Source organism: Mycobacterium malmoense (assembly GCF_019645855.1).
Lineage (GTDB): Bacteria > Actinomycetota > Actinomycetes > Mycobacteriales > Mycobacteriaceae > Mycobacterium > Mycobacterium malmoense.
This window is the reverse complement of sequence record NZ_CP080999.1, coordinates 628,885-646,701: the sequence shown is the minus strand read 5'-3', so window position 1 is coordinate 646,701 and position 17,817 is coordinate 628,885. Positions and strand designations below refer to the sequence as shown.

At 67.0% G+C, this 17,817-nt stretch carries 20 protein-coding genes; 10 read left to right on the top strand and 10 right to left on the bottom strand.

Translation table 11 applies throughout. The annotated features are described in order from the left end of the window. Positions 1-3: 3 nt before the first annotated feature. The 6 genes from K3U93_RS02940 to K3U93_RS02915 all read left to right on the top strand — a co-directional run bounded on the left by K3U93_RS02940 (position 4) and on the right by K3U93_RS02915 (position 5,210). A complete protein-coding gene (locus K3U93_RS02940; protein WP_083011616.1) occupies positions 4-1,188 on the top strand; it encodes an acyl-CoA dehydrogenase in 1,185 nt (394 codons plus the stop codon). Next, on the top strand, positions 1,188-2,333 hold the full coding sequence (locus K3U93_RS02935) for an acyl-CoA dehydrogenase family protein (RefSeq protein WP_071508712.1): 1,146 nt from the start codon (positions 1,188-1,190) through the stop codon (positions 2,331-2,333). The genes K3U93_RS02940 and K3U93_RS02935 overlap by 1 nt, the downstream gene beginning before the upstream one ends. Beyond that, complete coding sequence (locus tag K3U93_RS02930; protein ID WP_071508711.1) at positions 2,333-2,995, top strand: TetR/AcrR family transcriptional regulator; 663 nt, start codon at positions 2,333-2,335, stop codon at positions 2,993-2,995. The genes K3U93_RS02935 and K3U93_RS02930 overlap by 1 nt, the downstream gene beginning before the upstream one ends. Beyond that, positions 2,992-3,621, top strand: a complete 630-nt coding sequence (locus K3U93_RS02925; protein WP_420915373.1) for a hypothetical protein — start codon at positions 2,992-2,994, stop codon at positions 3,619-3,621. Before K3U93_RS02930 ends, K3U93_RS02925 begins: the two co-directional genes overlap by 4 nt. A gap of 478 nt (positions 3,622-4,099) precedes the next feature. Beyond that, positions 4,100-4,561 carry an excisionase family DNA-binding protein gene (locus K3U93_RS02920; protein ID WP_230981571.1) on the top strand — a complete coding sequence of 154 codons (462 nt, stop codon included), beginning with the start codon at positions 4,100-4,102 and terminating at the stop codon, positions 4,559-4,561. A gap of 37 nt (positions 4,562-4,598) precedes the next feature. Then, complete coding sequence (locus K3U93_RS02915) at positions 4,599-5,210, top strand: PIN domain-containing protein (RefSeq protein WP_083011618.1); 612 nt, start codon at positions 4,599-4,601, stop codon at positions 5,208-5,210. A gap of 341 nt (positions 5,211-5,551) precedes the next feature. Here the strand turns inward: K3U93_RS02915 and K3U93_RS02910 are convergent, their stop codons facing one another. Next, complete coding sequence (locus K3U93_RS02910; protein WP_083011619.1) at positions 5,552-6,646, bottom strand: PPE family protein; 1,095 nt, start codon at positions 6,644-6,646, stop codon at positions 5,552-5,554. Positions 6,647-6,728: 82 nt separating this feature from the next. Further along, positions 6,729-7,109, bottom strand: a complete 381-nt coding sequence (gene lpqS, locus K3U93_RS02905) for a putative copper homeostasis (lipo)protein LpqS (protein WP_139797134.1) — start codon at positions 7,107-7,109, stop codon at positions 6,729-6,731. Positions 7,110-7,214: 105 nt separating this feature from the next. On the opposite strand from lpqS, the gene K3U93_RS02900 reads away from it, so the two are divergent. Continuing rightward, positions 7,215-8,606, top strand: a complete 1,392-nt coding sequence (locus K3U93_RS02900; protein WP_083011620.1) for an NAD(P)/FAD-dependent oxidoreductase — start codon at positions 7,215-7,217, stop codon at positions 8,604-8,606. Here K3U93_RS02900 and K3U93_RS02895 read toward each other — a convergent pair. The 7 genes from K3U93_RS02895 to K3U93_RS02865 all read right to left on the bottom strand — a co-directional run bounded on the left by K3U93_RS02895 (position 8,603) and on the right by K3U93_RS02865 (position 14,962). Further along, the gene (locus K3U93_RS02895; RefSeq protein WP_083011621.1) at positions 8,603-9,820 is read right to left on the bottom strand and encodes an O-succinylhomoserine sulfhydrylase; all 1,218 of its coding nucleotides are present in this window, start codon (positions 9,818-9,820) and stop codon (positions 8,603-8,605) included. The two genes, K3U93_RS02900 and K3U93_RS02895, sit on opposite strands and share 4 nt — an antisense overlap. Further along, positions 9,817-10,257, bottom strand: coding sequence for a rhodanese-like domain-containing protein (locus tag K3U93_RS02890; RefSeq protein WP_083011622.1), 441 nt, complete (start codon positions 10,255-10,257; stop codon positions 9,817-9,819). The genes K3U93_RS02895 and K3U93_RS02890 overlap by 4 nt, the downstream gene beginning before the upstream one ends. Before the next feature lie 153 nt (positions 10,258-10,410). Further along, a complete protein-coding gene (locus tag K3U93_RS02885) occupies positions 10,411-10,932 on the bottom strand; it encodes a hypothetical protein (RefSeq protein ID WP_083011623.1) in 522 nt (173 codons plus the stop codon). Positions 10,933-10,946: 14 nt separating this feature from the next. Beyond that, positions 10,947-11,624, bottom strand: a complete 678-nt coding sequence (locus K3U93_RS02880) for a DUF433 domain-containing protein (RefSeq protein ID WP_139797135.1) — start codon at positions 11,622-11,624, stop codon at positions 10,947-10,949. A 169-nt stretch (positions 11,625-11,793) separates the two neighbouring features. Next, a complete protein-coding gene (gene purT / locus K3U93_RS02875; RefSeq protein WP_420915372.1) occupies positions 11,794-12,990 on the bottom strand; it encodes a formate-dependent phosphoribosylglycinamide formyltransferase in 1,197 nt (398 codons plus the stop codon). A gap of 29 nt (positions 12,991-13,019) precedes the next feature. Then, a complete protein-coding gene (locus K3U93_RS02870) occupies positions 13,020-13,667 on the bottom strand; it encodes a PaaI family thioesterase (RefSeq protein WP_071508698.1) in 648 nt (215 codons plus the stop codon). After that, positions 13,664-14,962 (bottom strand): adenylosuccinate synthase, encoded by a 1,299-nt coding sequence (locus tag K3U93_RS02865; RefSeq protein ID WP_083011625.1) that lies wholly within the window; start codon positions 14,960-14,962, stop codon positions 13,664-13,666. The genes K3U93_RS02870 and K3U93_RS02865 overlap by 4 nt, the downstream gene beginning before the upstream one ends. Before the next feature lie 80 nt (positions 14,963-15,042). Here K3U93_RS02865 and K3U93_RS02860 point away from each other — a divergent pair, with 80 nt between their 5' ends. From K3U93_RS02860 to K3U93_RS02850, 3 genes are read left to right on the top strand one after another with little or no spacing between them, the layout of a single operon-like run. Next, entirely contained in the window at positions 15,043-15,657 is a 615-nt protein-coding gene (locus K3U93_RS02860; RefSeq protein WP_083011626.1) for a peptidase M50, read from the top strand. Between the two features lie 9 nt (positions 15,658-15,666). Further along, a complete protein-coding gene (locus tag K3U93_RS02855; protein ID WP_083011627.1) occupies positions 15,667-16,449 on the top strand; it encodes a site-2 protease family protein in 783 nt (260 codons plus the stop codon). A 48-nt stretch (positions 16,450-16,497) separates the two neighbouring features. Further along, positions 16,498-17,394 (top strand): cation diffusion facilitator family transporter, encoded by an 897-nt coding sequence (locus K3U93_RS02850; protein ID WP_083011629.1) that lies wholly within the window; start codon positions 16,498-16,500, stop codon positions 17,392-17,394. On the opposite strand, the gene K3U93_RS02845 is transcribed toward K3U93_RS02850, so the two are convergent. Beyond that, a complete protein-coding gene (locus tag K3U93_RS02845; RefSeq protein WP_083011632.1) occupies positions 17,391-17,804 on the bottom strand; it encodes a DUF3151 domain-containing protein in 414 nt (137 codons plus the stop codon). The two genes, K3U93_RS02850 and K3U93_RS02845, sit on opposite strands and share 4 nt — an antisense overlap. Positions 17,805-17,817 lie beyond the last annotated feature (13 nt).

The window sequence follows — 17,817 nt, the reverse complement described above, 5'->3', positions numbered from 1 at the left end:
CCCATGAGCACCGACGCGCCCCCCGCCTTCAACCGCGACGATCCCCTGGGCATTGACGCCTCCCTGTCCGGTGACGAGCTCGCGGTGCGCGACACGGTCAGGAAGTTCTGCGCCGAGCACGTCCTTCCGTACGTCGCGGAGTGGTTCGAGATCGGCGACCTTCCGGTCCGCGAGCTCGCCAAGGGGTTCGGCCAGCTCGGGCTGCTCGGCATGCACCTGCACGGCTACGGCTGCGGCGGGGCCTCCGCCGTGCACTACGGCCTGGCCTGTACCGAGCTGGAGGCCGCCGACTCCGGCGTCCGGTCGATGGTGTCGGTGCAGGGGTCGCTGGCGATGTTCGCGATCTGGAACTTCGGCTCTGAGCAGCAGAAGCAGCGGTGGCTGCCCGGCATGGCCGCCGGCGAACTGCTCGGCTGCTTCGGGCTGACCGAACCCGACGTCGGATCCGATCCCGCCGCGATGAAAACCCGTGCGCGGCAAGATGGTTCGGACTGGGTGCTGGACGGCCGCAAGATGTGGATCACCAACGGCTCGGTCGCCGACGTCGCGATCGTGTGGGCCGCCACCGACGACGGGATCCGCGGCTTCATCGTCCCCACCGGCACCCCGGGCTTCACCGCCAACACGATTCACCACAAGCTGTCGCTGCGGGCGTCGATCACCAGCGAGCTGGTGCTCGACGACGTGCGGCTGCCCGCCGACGCGATGCTGCCGGAGGCGCGGGGCCTGCGTGGCCCGCTGTCGTGTTTGTCCGAGGCGCGCTACGGAATCATCTGGGGATCGATGGGGGCGGCGCGGTCGGCCTGGCAGGCCGCGCTCGACTATGCCACGCAGCGCACCCAATTCGGCCGCCCGATCGCCGGATTCCAGCTGACCCAGGCGAAACTCGTTGACATGGCGGTCGAGCTGCACAAGGGGCAGCTGCTGTCGCTGCACCTCGGCCGCCTCAAGGACACCGTCGGGCTGCGTCCCGAGCAGGTCAGCTTCGGCAAGCTCAACAACACCCGCGAGGCTCTCGAGATCTGCCGGACCGCGCGAACCATTTTGGGCGGCAACGGGATATCGCTGGAATACCCGGTCATCCGGCACATGGTCAACCTGGAATCGGTGCTGACCTACGAGGGCACACCGGAGATGCACCAGCTCATCCTCGGCCAGGCGTTCACCGGCAGCGACGCCTTCCGCTGATGAGCGGCCTGTCCTACCACCCAGAGCATCACCAGTTCCGGCGACTGGTACACGATTTCGTGCACCAGACCGTGGCCCCACTTCACGAACGTTGGGAGCGGGATGGCCAATGGGACCGCTCGCTGTTCGTCGAGGCGGGAAAGCTTGGGCTGCTGGGCTTTTCGGTGCCCGAGCGCTTCGGTGGCCCGGGGGTGCGCGACTTTCGCTACAACGCGATCCTCATCGACGAGCTGCAGCGGGCCGGGGCGGCGGCCGAGGCCATCGCGTTCACGTTGCAAAACGACGTCGTGCTGCCCTATCTCACCGATCTGACGACGCCCGAGCAGCAGCAACGGTGGCTGCCCGGCGTGGTGACCGGCGAGACCGTGCTGGGCATCGCGATGACCGAGCCCGGCACCGGCAGCGACCTGGCCGGGATCCGCACGACGGCGGTGCCAGACGGCGACCATTACGTCGTCAACGGCGCCAAGACGTTCATCTCCAACGGGCAGACTGGCGACCTGTTCGTGATAGCGGTGCGCACCTCGCCCGATCGGCATCAGGGGCTGTCGCTGCTGGTGGTGGACGCGGACACACCGGGGTTTTCCCGCGGCCGCAACCTGGAGAAGATCGGCCTGCACGCCCAGGACACCAGCGAGCTCGCGTTCACCGACATGCGGGTGCCCGTCAGTAATCTGCTGGGGCAAGAGGGCTCGGGGTTCTATCAGCTGGTGAGAAACCTGCCGCAGGAGCGGCTCGCGCTGGGGGTGGGCGCGGTGGCCGCCGCCGAGGGCATATTTGCCCAGACGCTCGATTATGTTAAGCAGCGCAAGGCGTTTGGCGCGCCGATCGGCAGCTTCCAGAACAGCCAGTTCGTCCTCGCCGAGTTGGCGACCGAAATCGACATCGCCCGAACGTATCTCGACGATTGCCTCGCCGAGCACCTCGTCGGCTCGCTGACCGCGGCGCGGGCGGCGCGGCTGAAGTGGTGGACCACCGACCTGCAGGTGCGCACCGCCGACCGCTGCCTGCAACTGCACGGCGGGTACGGCTACATGCGCGAGTACAGCGTGTCGCGCGCGTTCGTCGACGCCCGCATTCAGACGATCTACGGCGGGACCAACGAGATCATGAAGACGATCATCGCCAAGGACCTGGGCATCTAGTGGCCGTCGATTACAGCGACCTGCCCGCCGAGGAGGCCGTGCGCGCGGCCCGGGCCAGCTCACGGCGCCGGCAGGTGCTCGACGCCGCGGTCAAGGTCATGGGCAGGACCGGGTTTCACCAGATGTCCATGCAGGATCTGGCCGCCGAGGCCAACGTCAGTGTCGGCTTGATCTACAAGTACTTTGGCGGCAAGGAAGACCTGCTGCTCGCGACGATCGTGCGGATCCTCGATGTGTTCCGCGATCAATTGGCGCCCGTCATGGACGCCGCCGGCGACGATGTCGTCGACCGGCTGGCCGCGGGCATCCGCCGCTACATCCGGATCGTCGACGAGAACCTCGACGGGGTGGTGCTCACCTACCGGGAGAGCCGAACCCTGTCGGCGGCCGGGCGCACGCAGATCAAGGAGCTCGAAATCGCCTCTGCCGCGCCGCTGCGCGCGGTGATCGAGGCCGGCATCGGGCAGGGCGTATTCCGCGACGTCGACGTCGACCTCACCGTGTGCGACATCATGCTGCTCGCGCACGGCTGGGCGCTCAAGCACTGGCACTTCGGGCCGACCTACACCGTCGACGAATACATCCGATTGCAGACCCGCCACGTGCTCGACTCGCTGATCGCCGACGGCCGACGTGCCGACTATGCGCACGTGCTGGAATGAGAGCCATGAGGGTTAGCGCATACCAGATCCGCAACGTCGTCGCCGCGTTGGCGTTGGTCGCCGTGACCGGCATACCGACGGCGGACGCCGATCCCGTTACGCTGCCCCCGATGACGTCCGGCGGTGGCGGACCGATCATCGGTGGCGGCAACAATGCCGGGATCGCGCAACAGCTGACCGGCCTCGGCAACCCGAACGTCCAGGAGGTCGACGGCTCGGGCGCGGCGCAATTCATCACGGCCGCCGCCGCGGTCGCCAACCCCCAGCTCGCCGCGCCCTTTGGACTGCTGCGTCGCGCGTTGACATGCCAGACCAATAACGCCGGATTCGGGGCGCGCGCCTACCGCCGCAACGACGGGCAATGGGGAGGCGCGATGCTGGTCGCCGCCAAGAGCGCCACACCGAACGTCGACGCCCTGACCTCCTGCGCCAAGACCAATTGGCGTAGGGCCACCGCCGGCAGCGATACCGCGATGTGCGACAGCGGCTGGACCACACCCAATTCTTTTGACAGCCGCCGCGGCGGTGCCGAAGCCTATTACATCTTCCTCGCCGGCACGGCCGACGACTTCTGCACGGCACTCAACGCGAAATACAAAACCAACGCCAGCGCGTGGCCGTTCTAGGCGAAATCCGTTGCACTAGAAGGGCGGTGGGTCGTTGTTGCGTGTCAGCCGTTCGGCGCGGCGGGCGGCCTCAGCGGCAATGCGGGCTTGGTTGATGTGCGTGAGGTCTTCGATGCTTTATGGGATGCATGCCGTGCGTGCCGGCTCTGGTTGCGGCGTGTCGCTCATGGATTTCCACTTGTCGGCTGTCTGGTGTGACCTGCAGCCGCTCACGGTACAGCGGAGCGCTGACACCGGCCGGTAGCCATTCATGCCTGCTGCACCGACCACCTCGGGCGCAGGGCTGTCCTCCATGCTGCACCACCGCCGCGCTGGACACTAGACCAATGGCCGCCCAGTTGCCCGCGCGGAGCCACGAACGCCGGGGGCTCGGCGTGATCGTTTGGGTCTGCTACCTGGCGATATGCTGTGAAGCCGCCGAGCGCGCCGGGACTATCGGTTCTCGACTTTTCGTTTCTTTCGTTTTACCCTGGACACCATGGTAGCCATGCTGACCGCGCAAGAGCGGACTGTTTTACCGCCCGACCAACCGGCAGATCTCAAGCCGTTGGTGAGGGCGCTGGGTGCTGAGCAAGTTTCGGTGTGCGGCGGTGACGGCAACCCCATCGTCTTGCCCGAACCGGTGCGCGAAGCGCTCTATAGCGTCGTACTCGCGATGGCGCAAGGCAACGCCATCACACTGGTGCCGCGTCACCAGATGCTGACCACCCAGGAAGCCGCCGACCTGCTCAACATCTCACGTCCGACGCTGGTGAAGCTCCTTGAGGAAGGCCGCATTCCATTCGAGAAGCCGGGACGGCACCGCAAGGTCAGCCTTGACGCGCTACTGCAATACCAGCAGGAAACCAGAAGCAATCGGCGGGCGGCGCTGGATGAGCTGACGCGCGACCATGCGGACGACATCAGGGCCACGCTCCATAGCCGCTCGTTTGGAGAGTAAATCGTATCTTCTGGGCGCAGTGAGGGATTAGAAGAGTATGGCGTTCCCGGTGGTGTTGGACGCGTGTGTGCTCGCCCCGTATCCGCTCGTTGATGTGTTGCTGCGGCTGGCCGATACGGGCATCTATCGCCCGCTGTGGTCACAGCACATCCTGGTTGAGACACGGCGCACCATGGTGGACAAGCTGGGCGTATCGGCGCAGAAGGCCGATAAGCGCCTAAATATGATGCGGGACAACTTTGTTGACGCCGAAGTCGCCGGGTACGAAGAACTCATCGGGGCGATGCGCAACAACGAGAAGGACCGCCACGTGCTCGCCGCAGCGGTCAGAGAACGCGCCGAGCTGATCGTCACCGCCGACCGTACCGGGTTTCCCTCAGAAGCTGTCGAACCCTACAACATCGAAGTGCGCCACCCCGACGACTTCTTGCTAGATCAGCTCGACCTCTACGAAGATGCAACACGCGCAGCACTTTCCGGTATTCTCGCGGCCTGGATGAATCCACCGTTCACGGCGCACCAGCTTCTCGCCGCGCTGGCCAACCAGGTACCCAACTTCGCAGCCGAGGCACGGCGGCTGTTCCCGCCATCGGAAGACCTCGAAGTGAGCCTTCGGGAACAGATCCGCAGCTTCTTCCGGCGCGCCTAATTTTCTACGTCGCTATGTTCAGCTCGCAGACTGACGACGTGACCGTCTATGCGCTATGCGTGAACGTGCGCCCTCACCCAATGGCCGTTTGCTGCACGATTTTTGAGAAGATCATCAGCGGCAGGCACGCTGTATGCGCTCTAGGAGGCGTTGTCTGTCGGTCAAGATGTCGAGCAGGTGCACCATGGGCACAAGAACGATATCGGGGGGAAGTCGGCACGTGCTCCTCAATCTCGGCCACCGCGGCGCCGACAAAACTTCTTGCCCGGACGTCGGTTGTGGATAAGCGGCGTGCCTGGAAGGAGTGTGCTTGTCGGCGCCGGAAGTGGCCGAACAGCGCGTCAACCTCCGGCAACCGGCTCGGCTACACCAAGCCGCGGGACGAAGAAAGCGGTGCTGAGATATCGGGTCCCGGGGGTGCTTTGCGCTCCTTGGGGGCTGCCGCCACCGCTCCCGGCCCGCGCGGCTGGGCTGGCCACCGGCAAACCGCCCAGCGCGCCTCCCGTCCCACCGGCATGGACCACCGGGATGCCGCCGGCATCCGCCGGGGCGGCGAGCGGGCTGGGCGCGATGGCGGCCGCCGCCCAGCTCTGCGGCACCGACAACGACCCGACGGACGCGGCCTTGCCCAACTCGGCGGAGATCGCCGACCCGGGCCCGGCCAGGAAAGGACCCGGCCGCAAGGCGGCCGAACCAAGCGCTGAGACCAGTGATTCGACATCGGCGCCGACCGGCGTCGACGCCAGCGTGCCGGACGTGCCGAGCGGTTCGACCACCGAGCTCAGAGACGACATCACGGATATCGACGAACTGATGGCCGAGGCGTAGTCGCTGACGGGTGACGAGACGGACTCCAGCGGCTGCGCGAGTTGTTGAAGTTCCGGTGAGACAACGGAATTCAGCCCAGCCGGATTGGTTATCTCCGCCGGCGAGGTAAACGGCGTCAGCGTCGACGCGGCCGCCGAGGCGGCGGCATAGCCATACATCGCGGCGGCGTCTTGGGCCCACATTTCGCCGTAGTGCGCTTCGGTGGCCGCTATCGCCGGGATGTTTATGCCCATGACGTTGGTTGCGATCAGCGACGCCAGCACAACGCGATTGGCCGCGATCACCGGCGGAGGAACGGTGGCGGCGAGCGCCGTTTCAAAGGCAAGCGCGGCCGCCCTCGCCTGGGCGGCGGTGTATTGAGCTTGCGCCGCAGTGACATTCATCCATGACAGGTACGGCGCGGCGGCGGCCGCCATCGACGCCGACCCGGCGCCGAGCCAGGCCTGACCGGTCAATGCCGAGACGACGGCCGAGCAGGATCCCGCCGCGGCGTACAGCTCGTCGGCGATGACGTCCCAGGCCCCAGCGGCGGCCAACAACGACCCAGGGCCCGGGCCGGAATACATTCGCGCGGAATTGACCTCCGGCGGTAGCGCCCCAAAGTCCATTTCCCCGTACCTCCCAAGCGATTTAGCAGTCCGCGATGGATGAGCGCCAAACGGCGCGACAAAAGGCTCGTACGCTGTTTGATCAGCGACGAGCCACGCAGAGCTGCGTCAAAACGCTGGTGAAGGGATAGACCGAGCCAGAAGGCGGGCCGCGCAGGGCCGTTGACCGTAGGCCGGCAAGCCGACCGGTAAGGGCGAGCACAACCGGTGCGATGCCCAGCACCGCCAATGCGGTTGCCGGACGCGCTATTACGGCGGTCGCCAGCGTGCTCGCACACGATGCTGCCGAACCGTCGGAAAGACGCGGATGCTCGACGCTGAGCGAGTGCGACGGGCCACCCGGGTGCGCATCGAACCGCGGGAGCCCGCAGTCAGCACCGGCGAGCAGCCACGCCAGCACCACGACAACCACGACCGTTAACAGCCGTGGCGGCCGATGCGAAGTCACCCGCGAGGTGCTCACCCGTCCTAATATATACCCCCTACCCGTATAGTGTAAAGCGATCGAGATGGCCCAGCCGTACGGTGGACATGCGCTGTGCAACCAGAAGAACCCTGAAGGAGAAGCATGTCGCGCCATCGCGTCGTCATCATCGGAAGCGGATTCGGCGGACTGACCGCGGCCAAGGCGCTCAGGCGGGCCCCCAAAGGAAGCCAGGTCGACATCACCCTGATCTCGAAAACGACCACTCACCTGTTCCAGCCGCTGCTGTACCAGGTGGCCACCGGGATCTTGTCCGAGGGCGACGTCGCCCCGACCACCCGGCTGATCCTGCGCAAGCAAAAGAACGTGCGGGTGTTGTGGGGCGAAGTCAACGCGATCGACCTGAAGGCGCAGACGGTCACCTCGAAGTTGATGGGCATGGAGACGGTGACGCCCTACGACAGTCTCATCGTGGCCGCCGGCGCGCAGCAGTCCTACTTCGGCAACGACGAGTTCGCCACCTACGCGCCCGGGATGAAGACCATCGACGACGCCCTGGAACTGCGCGGCCGCATCCTCGGCTCATTCGAAGCCGCCGAGGTGGCCACCGACCCCGCCGAGCGACAACGCCGCCTGACCTTCGTGGTGGTCGGTGCCGGGCCGACGGGCGTCGAGGTGGCCGGGCAGATCGTCGAACTCGCCGAGCGCACGCTCGCCGGTGCGTTTCGCACCATCAAGCCCACCGACTGCCGGGTGATCCTGCTCGACGCCGCGCCCGCGGTGCTGCCGCCCATGGGGGCGAAGCTGGGTCTGAAGGCCCAGCACCGGCTGGAGAAGATGAACGTCGAGGTCCAGCTCAACGCGATGGTGACCGCCGTCGACTACAAGGGCATCACCATCAAGGAGAAGGACGGCGGCGAACGACGGATCGAATGCGCGTGCAAGGTGTGGGCGGCCGGCGTGCAGGCCAGCTCGCTGGGCAAGATGATTGCCGAGCAGTCCGATGGAACCGAAGTGGACCGCGCCGGACGGGTGATCGTGGAGCCGGACCTCACCGTCAAGGGGCACCCGAACGTGTTCGTCGTGGGCGACCTGATGTCGGTGCCCGGCGTGCCCGGGATGGCGCAGGGCGCGATCCAGGGTGCGAGTTATGCCACCAAGACGATCAAGCAGGGGCTCAAGGGGCAGGATGACCCGGCAAACCGTAAGCCGTTCAAGTACTTTGACAAGGGCAGCATGGCGACGGTGTCGCGATTCAGCGCCGTGGCACAAGTGGGCAAGCTCGAGTTCGGTGGCTTCGCCGCCTGGTTAGCGTGGCTGGTGCTGCACCTGTATTACCTTGTCGGCCACCGGAATCGCATCGCCGCCCTGTTCGCCTGGGGAATCTCGTTTCTGGGGCGTGGTCGCGGCCAGATGGCCATTACCAGCCAGATGATTTACGCACGGCCGGTGGTGAACTGGGTCGAGCAGCAGGCGCAGGAGGGCACGCTGGCGGCGGCCGAACGCGCCGAGGCGGCTGAAAGCAAAGCCGGCTAGCTCAACGCCCGATCGATATCGGCGATCAGGTCGTCGGCGCCTTCCAGCCCGACTGAGATGCGAACCACGTTGTCGCCGAGCCCGATCGCGGCGCGACCCTCCGGACCCATCGCGCGGTGCGTCGTGGTCGCCGGGTGAGTGACAAGCGATTTGGCGTCGCCGAGATTGTTGGAGATGTCGATCAGCCGCAGCTTGTCCAGCACCTCGAAGGCCCGTTGCTTGGCGGCATTTTCCGGGCCCCTGAGCGCGAACGTGATCACCGTCCCGCCGCCGGTCATCTGACGCTTGGCCAGGTCGTGTTGCGGGTGCGACGCCAGATACGGGTAGCGCACCCAGCTCACCGCCGGATGACCCTCCAGGAATTCCGCGATCCGGTGCGCCGAGGAATTGCTGTATTCAACCCGAACCGCAAGCGTCTCAAGGCCTTTCAGCAATACCCAGGCGTTGAATGCGCTCATCGCGGGGCCGGTGTGCCGCATCAGCTTCTGCACCGGGCCGTCGATGTACTCCTTGTCGCCGAGGATGGCGCCGCCCAGCACCCGGCCCTGACCGTCGATGTGCTTAGTGGCCGAGTACACTACCACGTCAACCCCGAGCGGAAAGCCCTGCTGCAGCAGCGGTGTGGCAAACACGTTGTCCAGCACCACCTTCGCGCCCGCGGCGTGAGCCAGCTCGGTCACCGCGGCGATATCCACCAGCGACTGCATCGGATTCGACGGCGTCTCGAAGAACACCGCCTGGGTCGGCACCGAGAGCGCCCGCTCCCATTGCGCGAGGTCGTCGCCGTCGACGAAGACGGTCTCCACGCCCCACCGCGGCAGGATCTCGTTGCACACCACGAAACACGACCCGAACAGGCTGCGCGCCGCGACCAGCCGGTCGCCGGCGGCCAGCAGCGCGCCCAGCGACGTGAACACCGCGGCCATGCCGCTCGCGGTCGCGAACGCCGCAGGCGCACCCTCGATCAGGCGCAGCCGTTCCTCGAACATCGTCACGGTCGGGTTGCCGTAGCGCGAGTACACGAAGTGGTCCAGCTCGCCGGCGAACGACCTCTCCGCAACGGACGCCGATTCGTAGACGTAGCCGGACGACAGGTACATCGCCTCGGCGGTCTCTTCGAACCCCGACCGCAGGAGTCCGCCGCGCACGCCGATGGTGGCCTGGCTGACGCCGTCGGGCAGCGCCTTGGGCGTGCGGACCGAACCGTCGGTCATTGCTGCTTCCAGGGCAATCCGACCGCGCGCCAGCCGGTGTCACCGCGATGACCGTCGGCGTTGAGATGGCCTTCGAAGCCGTCCAGCACGTTGTAGGCCGGGGTGATGCCGAGCCGGGTCGCGACCTCCGCGGCGCCGATGGAGCGGTTGCCCGAGCGACACAGGAAGATCACCGGCCGCTCCGCGTCGGCTCCCGCCGATGGGACCCGTTCCCTGAGCTCGTTGGCGAAGTTCTCGTTGTACGTCCCGCCGGTCGTGTTCCACTCGATGTAGACGACCTCGCGGCCCAGGCTGGACAGGTCGGGCACGCCGACGAACCGCCATTCGGCGTCGGTGCGCACGTCGACCAGCACGGCGTCGGGGTTGTCGCTGAGTAGCTTCCACGCCTCCAGCGACGTGATGTCTCCTGCGTAGGCGTGGGCGCGCTCTGTGCTCATACGTCTTCAACCTCGTCCTTTGTCAACATTGTGAGCCACACTATCCGTGCCTAAGCATCATGTCAGTGCGGGCGTCGACCGGCCTGGGCGCAACCCTTCGACGCTATCAGCCGGGATTCATCGCAGCCGCGGCCGTTTCCTTTGATGTTTGATTCAGAGCAGGCGCGGGCTGTCCGGGTGGCCGTCTCGCCGTCGCTGACGAGCTTCCGATCGCGTCTCGCGCCCTTGCCGTATGTTCCTCAGGCACTTTTCGATGTCAACCTCGCGGTGGGAAGTCCGTGTTATCGACAGGATGAGCGGCCCCTCTCGGTCCAGCAGAGCCTCGATCCGTCTCCACTGCGTCATAAACGTTTCGAGTTGACGCCATTTGTCCCCTGCATCAGGACCCGCGCGAGTGACTAGCCTCGCGCAATTGTCCTTGACGGATTGCATGAGCGAAAAGTGAGTCTGGATGTCGCTGTCGCGGGTGATGCCTATCCATCCCTGGGCGGTGGATGTTGTAATCCAGCGGTTGTCACCCGGATCTGACTGAATGACGCACGGCGGCCGCGACTTACGCTTGATGACGGCTCCGGGATCGCCCGGATAGGTGCAATCCGGCCTCAGCGCACAGATCACATGGGCCAAGCCAAGGATGTCCGCATCGAAGTAAAAGCGGACATCAGCATTCTTCACAGCGCGCGATCCGCTTAAGCGGCCTTGCTTTGCAGTTCGTATGCGACAGCCATTTCCACGTCACGCACTTTGAGACCGAATTCCTCGGCGATCTCGTCGTAGCCATAACCGTCGTCCGCGTACTCCTTGAGTACCGACGTACTGATGCCACCGACCGAAGGTCGGCCGAACCGCGTGTCGGGATCGATGACCACGGGCGACTCAGGACCGGCCGGGCGCCAAAGGACAGCCTCGTCGTGAACAAATTTCACCCGATCAAGAAACTCCTGTGCGGCATACAAGGGAAGTATCAATTGGCCGTCAGTAGGGGCATACAACCAATATTCGGGCGGCAGATCGCTTGCCTTCTGCGCTTCTATCAGAAGACGACCATTCAGCGTCCAAGGACGTTCATGAGCGAGCGGATACGGTTCGCCGGTTTTATCACGCAGTACGGCGATAAACCGGCGGACCTCATCGAGATCGACCTTGCGTTGGCGGTACTGGCTCAGTAGACCCGCCTCGACAAACTCTGCCCAGGTCACAGTTCGCCGACCCTCAGGCTTAGGCCGAATCACCGGCAAATACGTGCGGCCACGCCATGTCTTGCCTTCGAGCCAGTAATTCAGCGTCTGCTGATGAACTCGCAGCAGACGCGCGGCCTCTGCCTCGGAGTACATCTCGCGGTCCAGGACGGAAACGGTGGCGGCCATGCGGCGATTGTCGCAGAAGTCAGCGACATCGGCCTGGAGGTGGTCTGAAGCGCTTCTCCTGCAATTTCGCCGAGACCACCTCCCGCCGGCCCGTGCTTGGCGCGGGTGACCCGCAGTGTGGGTCAAGGTGGAGACCCTGCAGCGCGGCGAGGGGCTTGCGGCACAGGCATCAGCTCACATTCAGGGCGGTCGCCACCTGTCGGGCACGGTCGCGTGCGGTCGCCACGTCTGGCGCCGTGGCCAGCGCCAAGCCCGGCTTCGGGGACCGGAGTCCCCGCCCGAAGACGCGGAGATCGCTTTCGAGAACGCTCAGCGCGCCGGCGACCGATCCACCGTCGTGACCGGGGCTTATCACATGGGCCGCACCCGGCGACATCATCAGGGTGTCCACCGGCAGGCCCAGAATGGCCCGCGCCTGCAGTTCGAACGCCGAAAGTCGCTGGCTGCGCACGGTCACCCAGGCACTCTCGGGCAGGCGCGCGGTGACGTCGGCGAAGTACACCTCGTCGCCGTTGATCATCAATTCGACACCGAAGACGCCGCGTCCACCGAGCGCCTTGACGATCCGCGCGGCGATCGACCTGGCGGCATCCAGCGCGGCGGTGCTCATCTGCTGGGGTTGCCAGGATTCCAGCACAACACCGTCGACGCCGCGATGACCGATGGGTGAGCAGAATTCGATCAGCGGACCGTTCGGGCCCTCGCTGCGCACCACGAGCAGGGTGACGTCGAACTCGATCTCGACCACGGTTTCGGCCATCACCCGCTGGTGACCGGCGCGCTGCCAGGCCGGCCCGATGTCGTCGGGCCCGGCGACCACCGAGTGTCCCCGCCCGGTCACCGGCCTCACCAGCAACGGAAACCCGGCGTGCGCGGCCACGGCCTCGAGCTCGCCGACCGATCCGGCGAACCAGAAGGGCGCGGTGGGCAGGCCCAGCTCATCGGCGGCCAGCCGGCGCAGGCCCTCCCGGTCGCCGGTGAGCCGGACGGTGCGGGCACTGGGCACCAGTTGGGTGCGCTGGTTGTCGGGGCCGGCGGCCAGCGCTTCGAGGGCGTCAACAGCGACCGCGTCCGCGGCGGTCACCACGAAGTCCGGTCGCAGCCGTCGAATGAGCTCCGATAGCTCGTCGGCGTCAGTCATCGGTATGGTCAGCGACTGATCGGCCACCCCGTGCGGGTGCTCGCGGTCATCTCCCGCGGCGATCACCTGCGCGCCGAGGTGGCGCAGGGCGGCCGCCAGCTCCCGGCTGAGCTCACCGGAACCCAGCAGCATCACCCGGGGCCCGTCGTCGGCCTGGGCGCCTTGCGGGGGCACGGCAAGCGCCGTCGTCTTGTCGTCCGGTCCCTCGCTCAAGCCGTCAGCCACCGCTCAAGGATAGGTCCGCCGCCAGCGCCCTAAGGCTGGCCGGGAAGCAGCCGCACCATGAGGCCGTTGGCTTCGGCTAACACAGTGTCGCCCGCGTCGACCAATTCCGCGGAGACAAAGGCCTTGCGGCCCTCGGTGCTGGTGACGCGCCCGCGCACCACCAGCGGCGCGTCGATCGGGGTCACGTTGCGGTAGTCGACATGTAGGAAGGCCGTCCGGCTGATCGGCCGTCCCGCGGCGTGCGAGATCATCCCGAACATGTGGTCAAACAGCAGGGGCAGCACCCCGCCGTGCACGGCGTGATTGCCCCCGACGTGAAACCGGCTGAAATAGCCCGTCATTTCGACGCCGTCGGGGCCGTACCGCGTCAACGTCCAGGGCGGCAGCAGCAGGCTGCCCATGCCGGGCAGGTCGGGGGTCCGCCCGGCCGGCGCCTTGCCCTCCTCGGCCTCGAATGGGCCCAGCAGCTCCACCAGGGCCGTGGCGCGGTCGGCCGCGTCGTCCCAGACGTCCTGGAGATCTGGGCTCGGGTCGGCGGACACCGCGAGGTCCTGCAGCCGGCGCATGGCCGCGACGAACCGGCCGAATCCGGGGCCTGGGCTGGCCGGGCCGTATTCTGGAAAGCCGCCGTGATGTTCGTACTCTGGGTCGAGTTGTTTTGGATCGAAATCCGTCACGGGCGGGCCGCCAGGATGTCGCGGCGCACGATGGTCTGATCGCGGCCGGGACCGACACCGATGCACGAAACCTGTGCTCCGGCAAGCTCTTCCAGCCGCAGCACGTAGTCACGCGCCTTGGCGGGCAGGTCGTCGAAATCCCGCGCGGCCGAGATGTCCTCCCACCAGCCGGGCAGCTCCTCGTAGATCGGTTCGGCGCGGGCGAGATCGCTTTGGGTCATCGGCATGTCGTGGGTGCGTGCCCCGTCGATCCGGTAGCCGACGCACACCGGCACCGTTTCCAGGCTGGACAGCACGTCGAGCTTGGTCAGGAAGTAGTCGGTGATGCCGTTGACCCGGGTGGCGTAGCGGGCGACGACGGCGTCGAACCAGCCGCAGCGCCGGCGCCGTCCGGTGGTGACGCCGAATTCGCCGCCGGTCTTGGACAGGTATTCGCCGCTGGCGTCGAACAATTCGGTGGGGAACGGCCCGGAGCCCACGCGGGTGGTGTAGGCCTTGAGGATCCCCAGCACGGTGGTGATCCGGGTCGGGCCGATCCCGGACCCGACGGCCGCGCCGCCCGCCGTCGGATTCGATGACGTCACATAGGGATAGGTGCCGTGGTCGACGTCGAGCAGCGTGCCCTGCGAGCCTTCCAGCAACACCGTCTCGCCGGCCTCCAGCGCGGTGTTGAGCAGCAGCCGGGTGTCGGCGATGCGGTGCCGGAACCCCTCCGCCTGCGCCAATAACGCCTCGACGACCTGGCCGGCCTCCAGCGCCTTGCGGTTGTAGATCTTGACCAGGATCTGGTTTTTGAGTTCCAACGCGGCCTCGATCTTGTGGGCCAGCTGTTCGGGGTCGAACACGTCGGCCACCCGGATGCCCATGCGGGCGATCTTGTCCTGGTAGCACGGCCCGATGCCGCGGCCGGTGGTGCCGATCTTCTTGCTGCCCATGTAGCGCTCGGTGACCTTGTCGATGGCGACGTGGTAGGGCAACAGCAGGTGCGCGTCGGCGGAGATCAAAAGCCGGGCGGTATCCACACCGCGGCGCTCGAGGCTTTGCAGCTCGTCGAGCAGCACACCGGGATCCACCACCACGCCGTTGCCGATGACGTTGGTGACGCCGGGCGTCAGGACTCCCGACGGGATCAGGTGCAGCGCGAAGTTCTCGCCGTTGGGCAAGACGACGGTGTGCCCGGCGTTGTTGCCGCCCTGATAGCGCACCACCCACTGGACTCGGCCGCCGAGCAGGTCAGTGGCCTTACCTTTGCCCTCGTCGCCCCATTGGGCGCCGATGAGGACGATTGCCGGCATGCCTTGCTCCCACCTGATCTCGCCTGCGTATTGTGGTCCAGCCGGTGACCCACCTTAGCCCAGGAGGTTGCGAGGAACCCATGAAAACCGTGGGGGTGTTGGTGTTCGGCGACCGGCGGGTGCCATGGCCGCTGACCGGCCTGCCGGTCCACACGGCCGATATCGACGCCGCGACCGGGCCGTACCGACGCCTGGTGGTCGTCGGCGGTGACGCCGATCTGGCCGCCGTGCTGACCCGGTTGCTGCGCGCCGGCCGGCTCGACGTCGAGGTGGCCTACGCGCCGCCCCGCCGCACCCGGGCGACCCGGATCTACCGCCTGCCGGCCGGGCGCCGCGCGGCGCGGCGCGCCCTGCGCGGGTCCGCGCGGCGGGTGACCCTGGTCCGCGACGAGACCGGGTCGGCGATCGTGGGCCGGGCTGGCTGGCTGCCCGCCGACGATCGGCGGCTCATCCACGGCGAGGCGGTCGTCGACGACACCACGCTGTTCGACGGCGACGTCGCCGCGGTGTTCGTCGAGCCGACGCTGGCCATGCCGGGCCTGCGGGCCCGGGTGAAGCGCCGGTGGGTCGCCGGCCGCGCGGCCCAGCTCGGCAGCACCGGCACCATCGTGGTGCGTGACGGGGTTGCGGCGTCACGCGCGACTCGCCGATCGACGTTTTACCGCAATGTCGAAGGCTGGCTGCTGGTCCGGTAATTTCGACCGGTGAGCTTTCCCGCCAGGCAACACGAATCGGTGCGACCCAGCCCCATCTTTTTGGCCCTGATCGGGTTGACGGCGGTCGGCGGCGTGCTGGCCTGGCTGGCCGGCGCGAGCGTGCGGCCGCTGTCTTACGCCGGGGTGTTCGTCTTCGTGATCGCCGGCTGGCTGGTGTCGCTGTGCCTGCACGAGTTCGGGCACGCGTTGACCGCCTGGCGATTCGGCGACCACGACGCCGCCATGCGCGGGTATCTGACGCTGGATCCGCAGCGCTACAGCCATCCCGCGCTATCGCTCCTGTTGCCGATCGTGATCATCGCACTGGGCGGGATCGGCCTGCCGGGCGCCGCCGTGTACCTGCGGACCTGGTTCATGACGCCGACCCGCCGCACCCTGGTCAGCCTCGCGGGCCCAGCCGCCAACCTCGTGCTGGCGGTGCTGCTGCTGACGCTGACCCGGTTGTTCTTCGACCCGGACCACGCGGTGCTGTGGGCGGGGGTGTCGTTTCTGGCATTCTTGCAGATCACCGCGTTGCTGCTGAACCTGCTGCCCATCCCGGGCCTGGACGGATACGACGCGTTGGAACCGCATTTGAGCCCCGAAACGCAGCGCGCGGTGGCGCCGGCCAAGCAGTGGGGCTTTGTCGTCCTGTTGTTCCTGCTCTTGGCGCCGGGGCTGAACCAGTGGTTCTTCGGGATTGTGCTCTGGGTATTCGATCTGTCCGGTGTGCCGCACTTGCTGGTGTCCGCCGGCGACTCGCTGACCCGCTTCTGGAGCCAGTGGTTCTAGGGTTCTAGCCCTTGCCATATATGCGTTATTGCGCATATATTTCACGGCATGGGCGCGGGCCACAATCACACCCCGGCCGAGACCGGCGCGTCCCGGATGATCCCCCGCATGATCATGGCCGCGGCGATCCTGGTGGCGTTCTTCGTCGTGGAGTTGACCACCTCGCTGGTGATCAACTCGATCGCGCTGCTGGCCGATGCCGGGCACATGCTGACCGACGTGGTTGCGGTGTTCATGGGGCTGGCCGCCGTGATGCTGGCCCGGCGCGGCAGCTCGTCGCCGGCGCGCACCTACGGCTGGCATCGCGCGGAGGTGTTCACCGCGGTGGCCAACGCCGGGCTGCTGATCGGGGTCGCGCTGTTCATCCTCTACGAGGCCGTCCAACGGCTCAAGGAGGCCCCGTCGGTCCCCGGCGTGCCGATGATCGTGGTGGCGCTGGCCGGCCTGGCCGCCAACTTCGTGGTGGCGCTGCTGCTGCGCTCACACTCGTCACAGAGCCTGGCCGTCAAGGGCGCCTACATGGAGGTGATCGCCGACACCGTCGGCAGCCTGGGCGTGCTGATCGCCGGCGTGGTCACCGTCACGACGCACTGGCCGTACGCCGACGTGGTGGTCGCCGTGCTGGTCGCGCTGTGGGTGCTGCCGCGGGCCGTTTCGCTGGCCCGTGACGCGCTGCGGATCCTTTCCGAGTCGTCGCCGACCCACATCGACGTGGAGGAGCTGCGCAGCGCGCTGGGCGCCGTCGACGGCGTGGCCGAAGTGCACGACCTGCACGTGTGGACGCTGTCGCCCGGCAAGGACATGGTCACCGCGCACCTGACCAGCGCCGGCGACTCCGCCCGGGTGCTGCACGACGCCCGCGCGGTGCTGTCGGCGCGCGGGCTGGACCACGCCACCGTCCAGATCGAGTGCCCGGGCGACACCGATTGTTCGGATAGCTTCTAAAGCCCCAGCGCTTCGCGGGCCGCGGGGTCGCAATCGTCGAGCAGATCCAGGCAGCGTAGGTACTCCTCGGTCTCGCCGATGGCGTCGGCGGCCCGCGCCAGCGCCGCCACACACCGCAAGAAGCCCCGGTTCGGCTCGTGCGAATACGGCACCGGCCCGAACCCCTTCCAGCCGTTGCGCCGCAGCTGGTCCAGGCCACGGTGATAGCCGGTGCGGGCATAGGCGTAGGCGGTGATGGCCCGGTCGTCATCGAGCGCCTCCTCGGCCAGCGCCGCCCACGCCACCGACGCCGACGGGTGCGCGGCCGCGACGATGCTCGGGTTTTCGTCGGCGAGGAGTTCCGCCTCGGCATCGCTGTCGCCCGGCAGCAGGATCGGATCGGGTCCCAGCAGGTCTCCCATCGACGTCATGGTTTCTATTCTG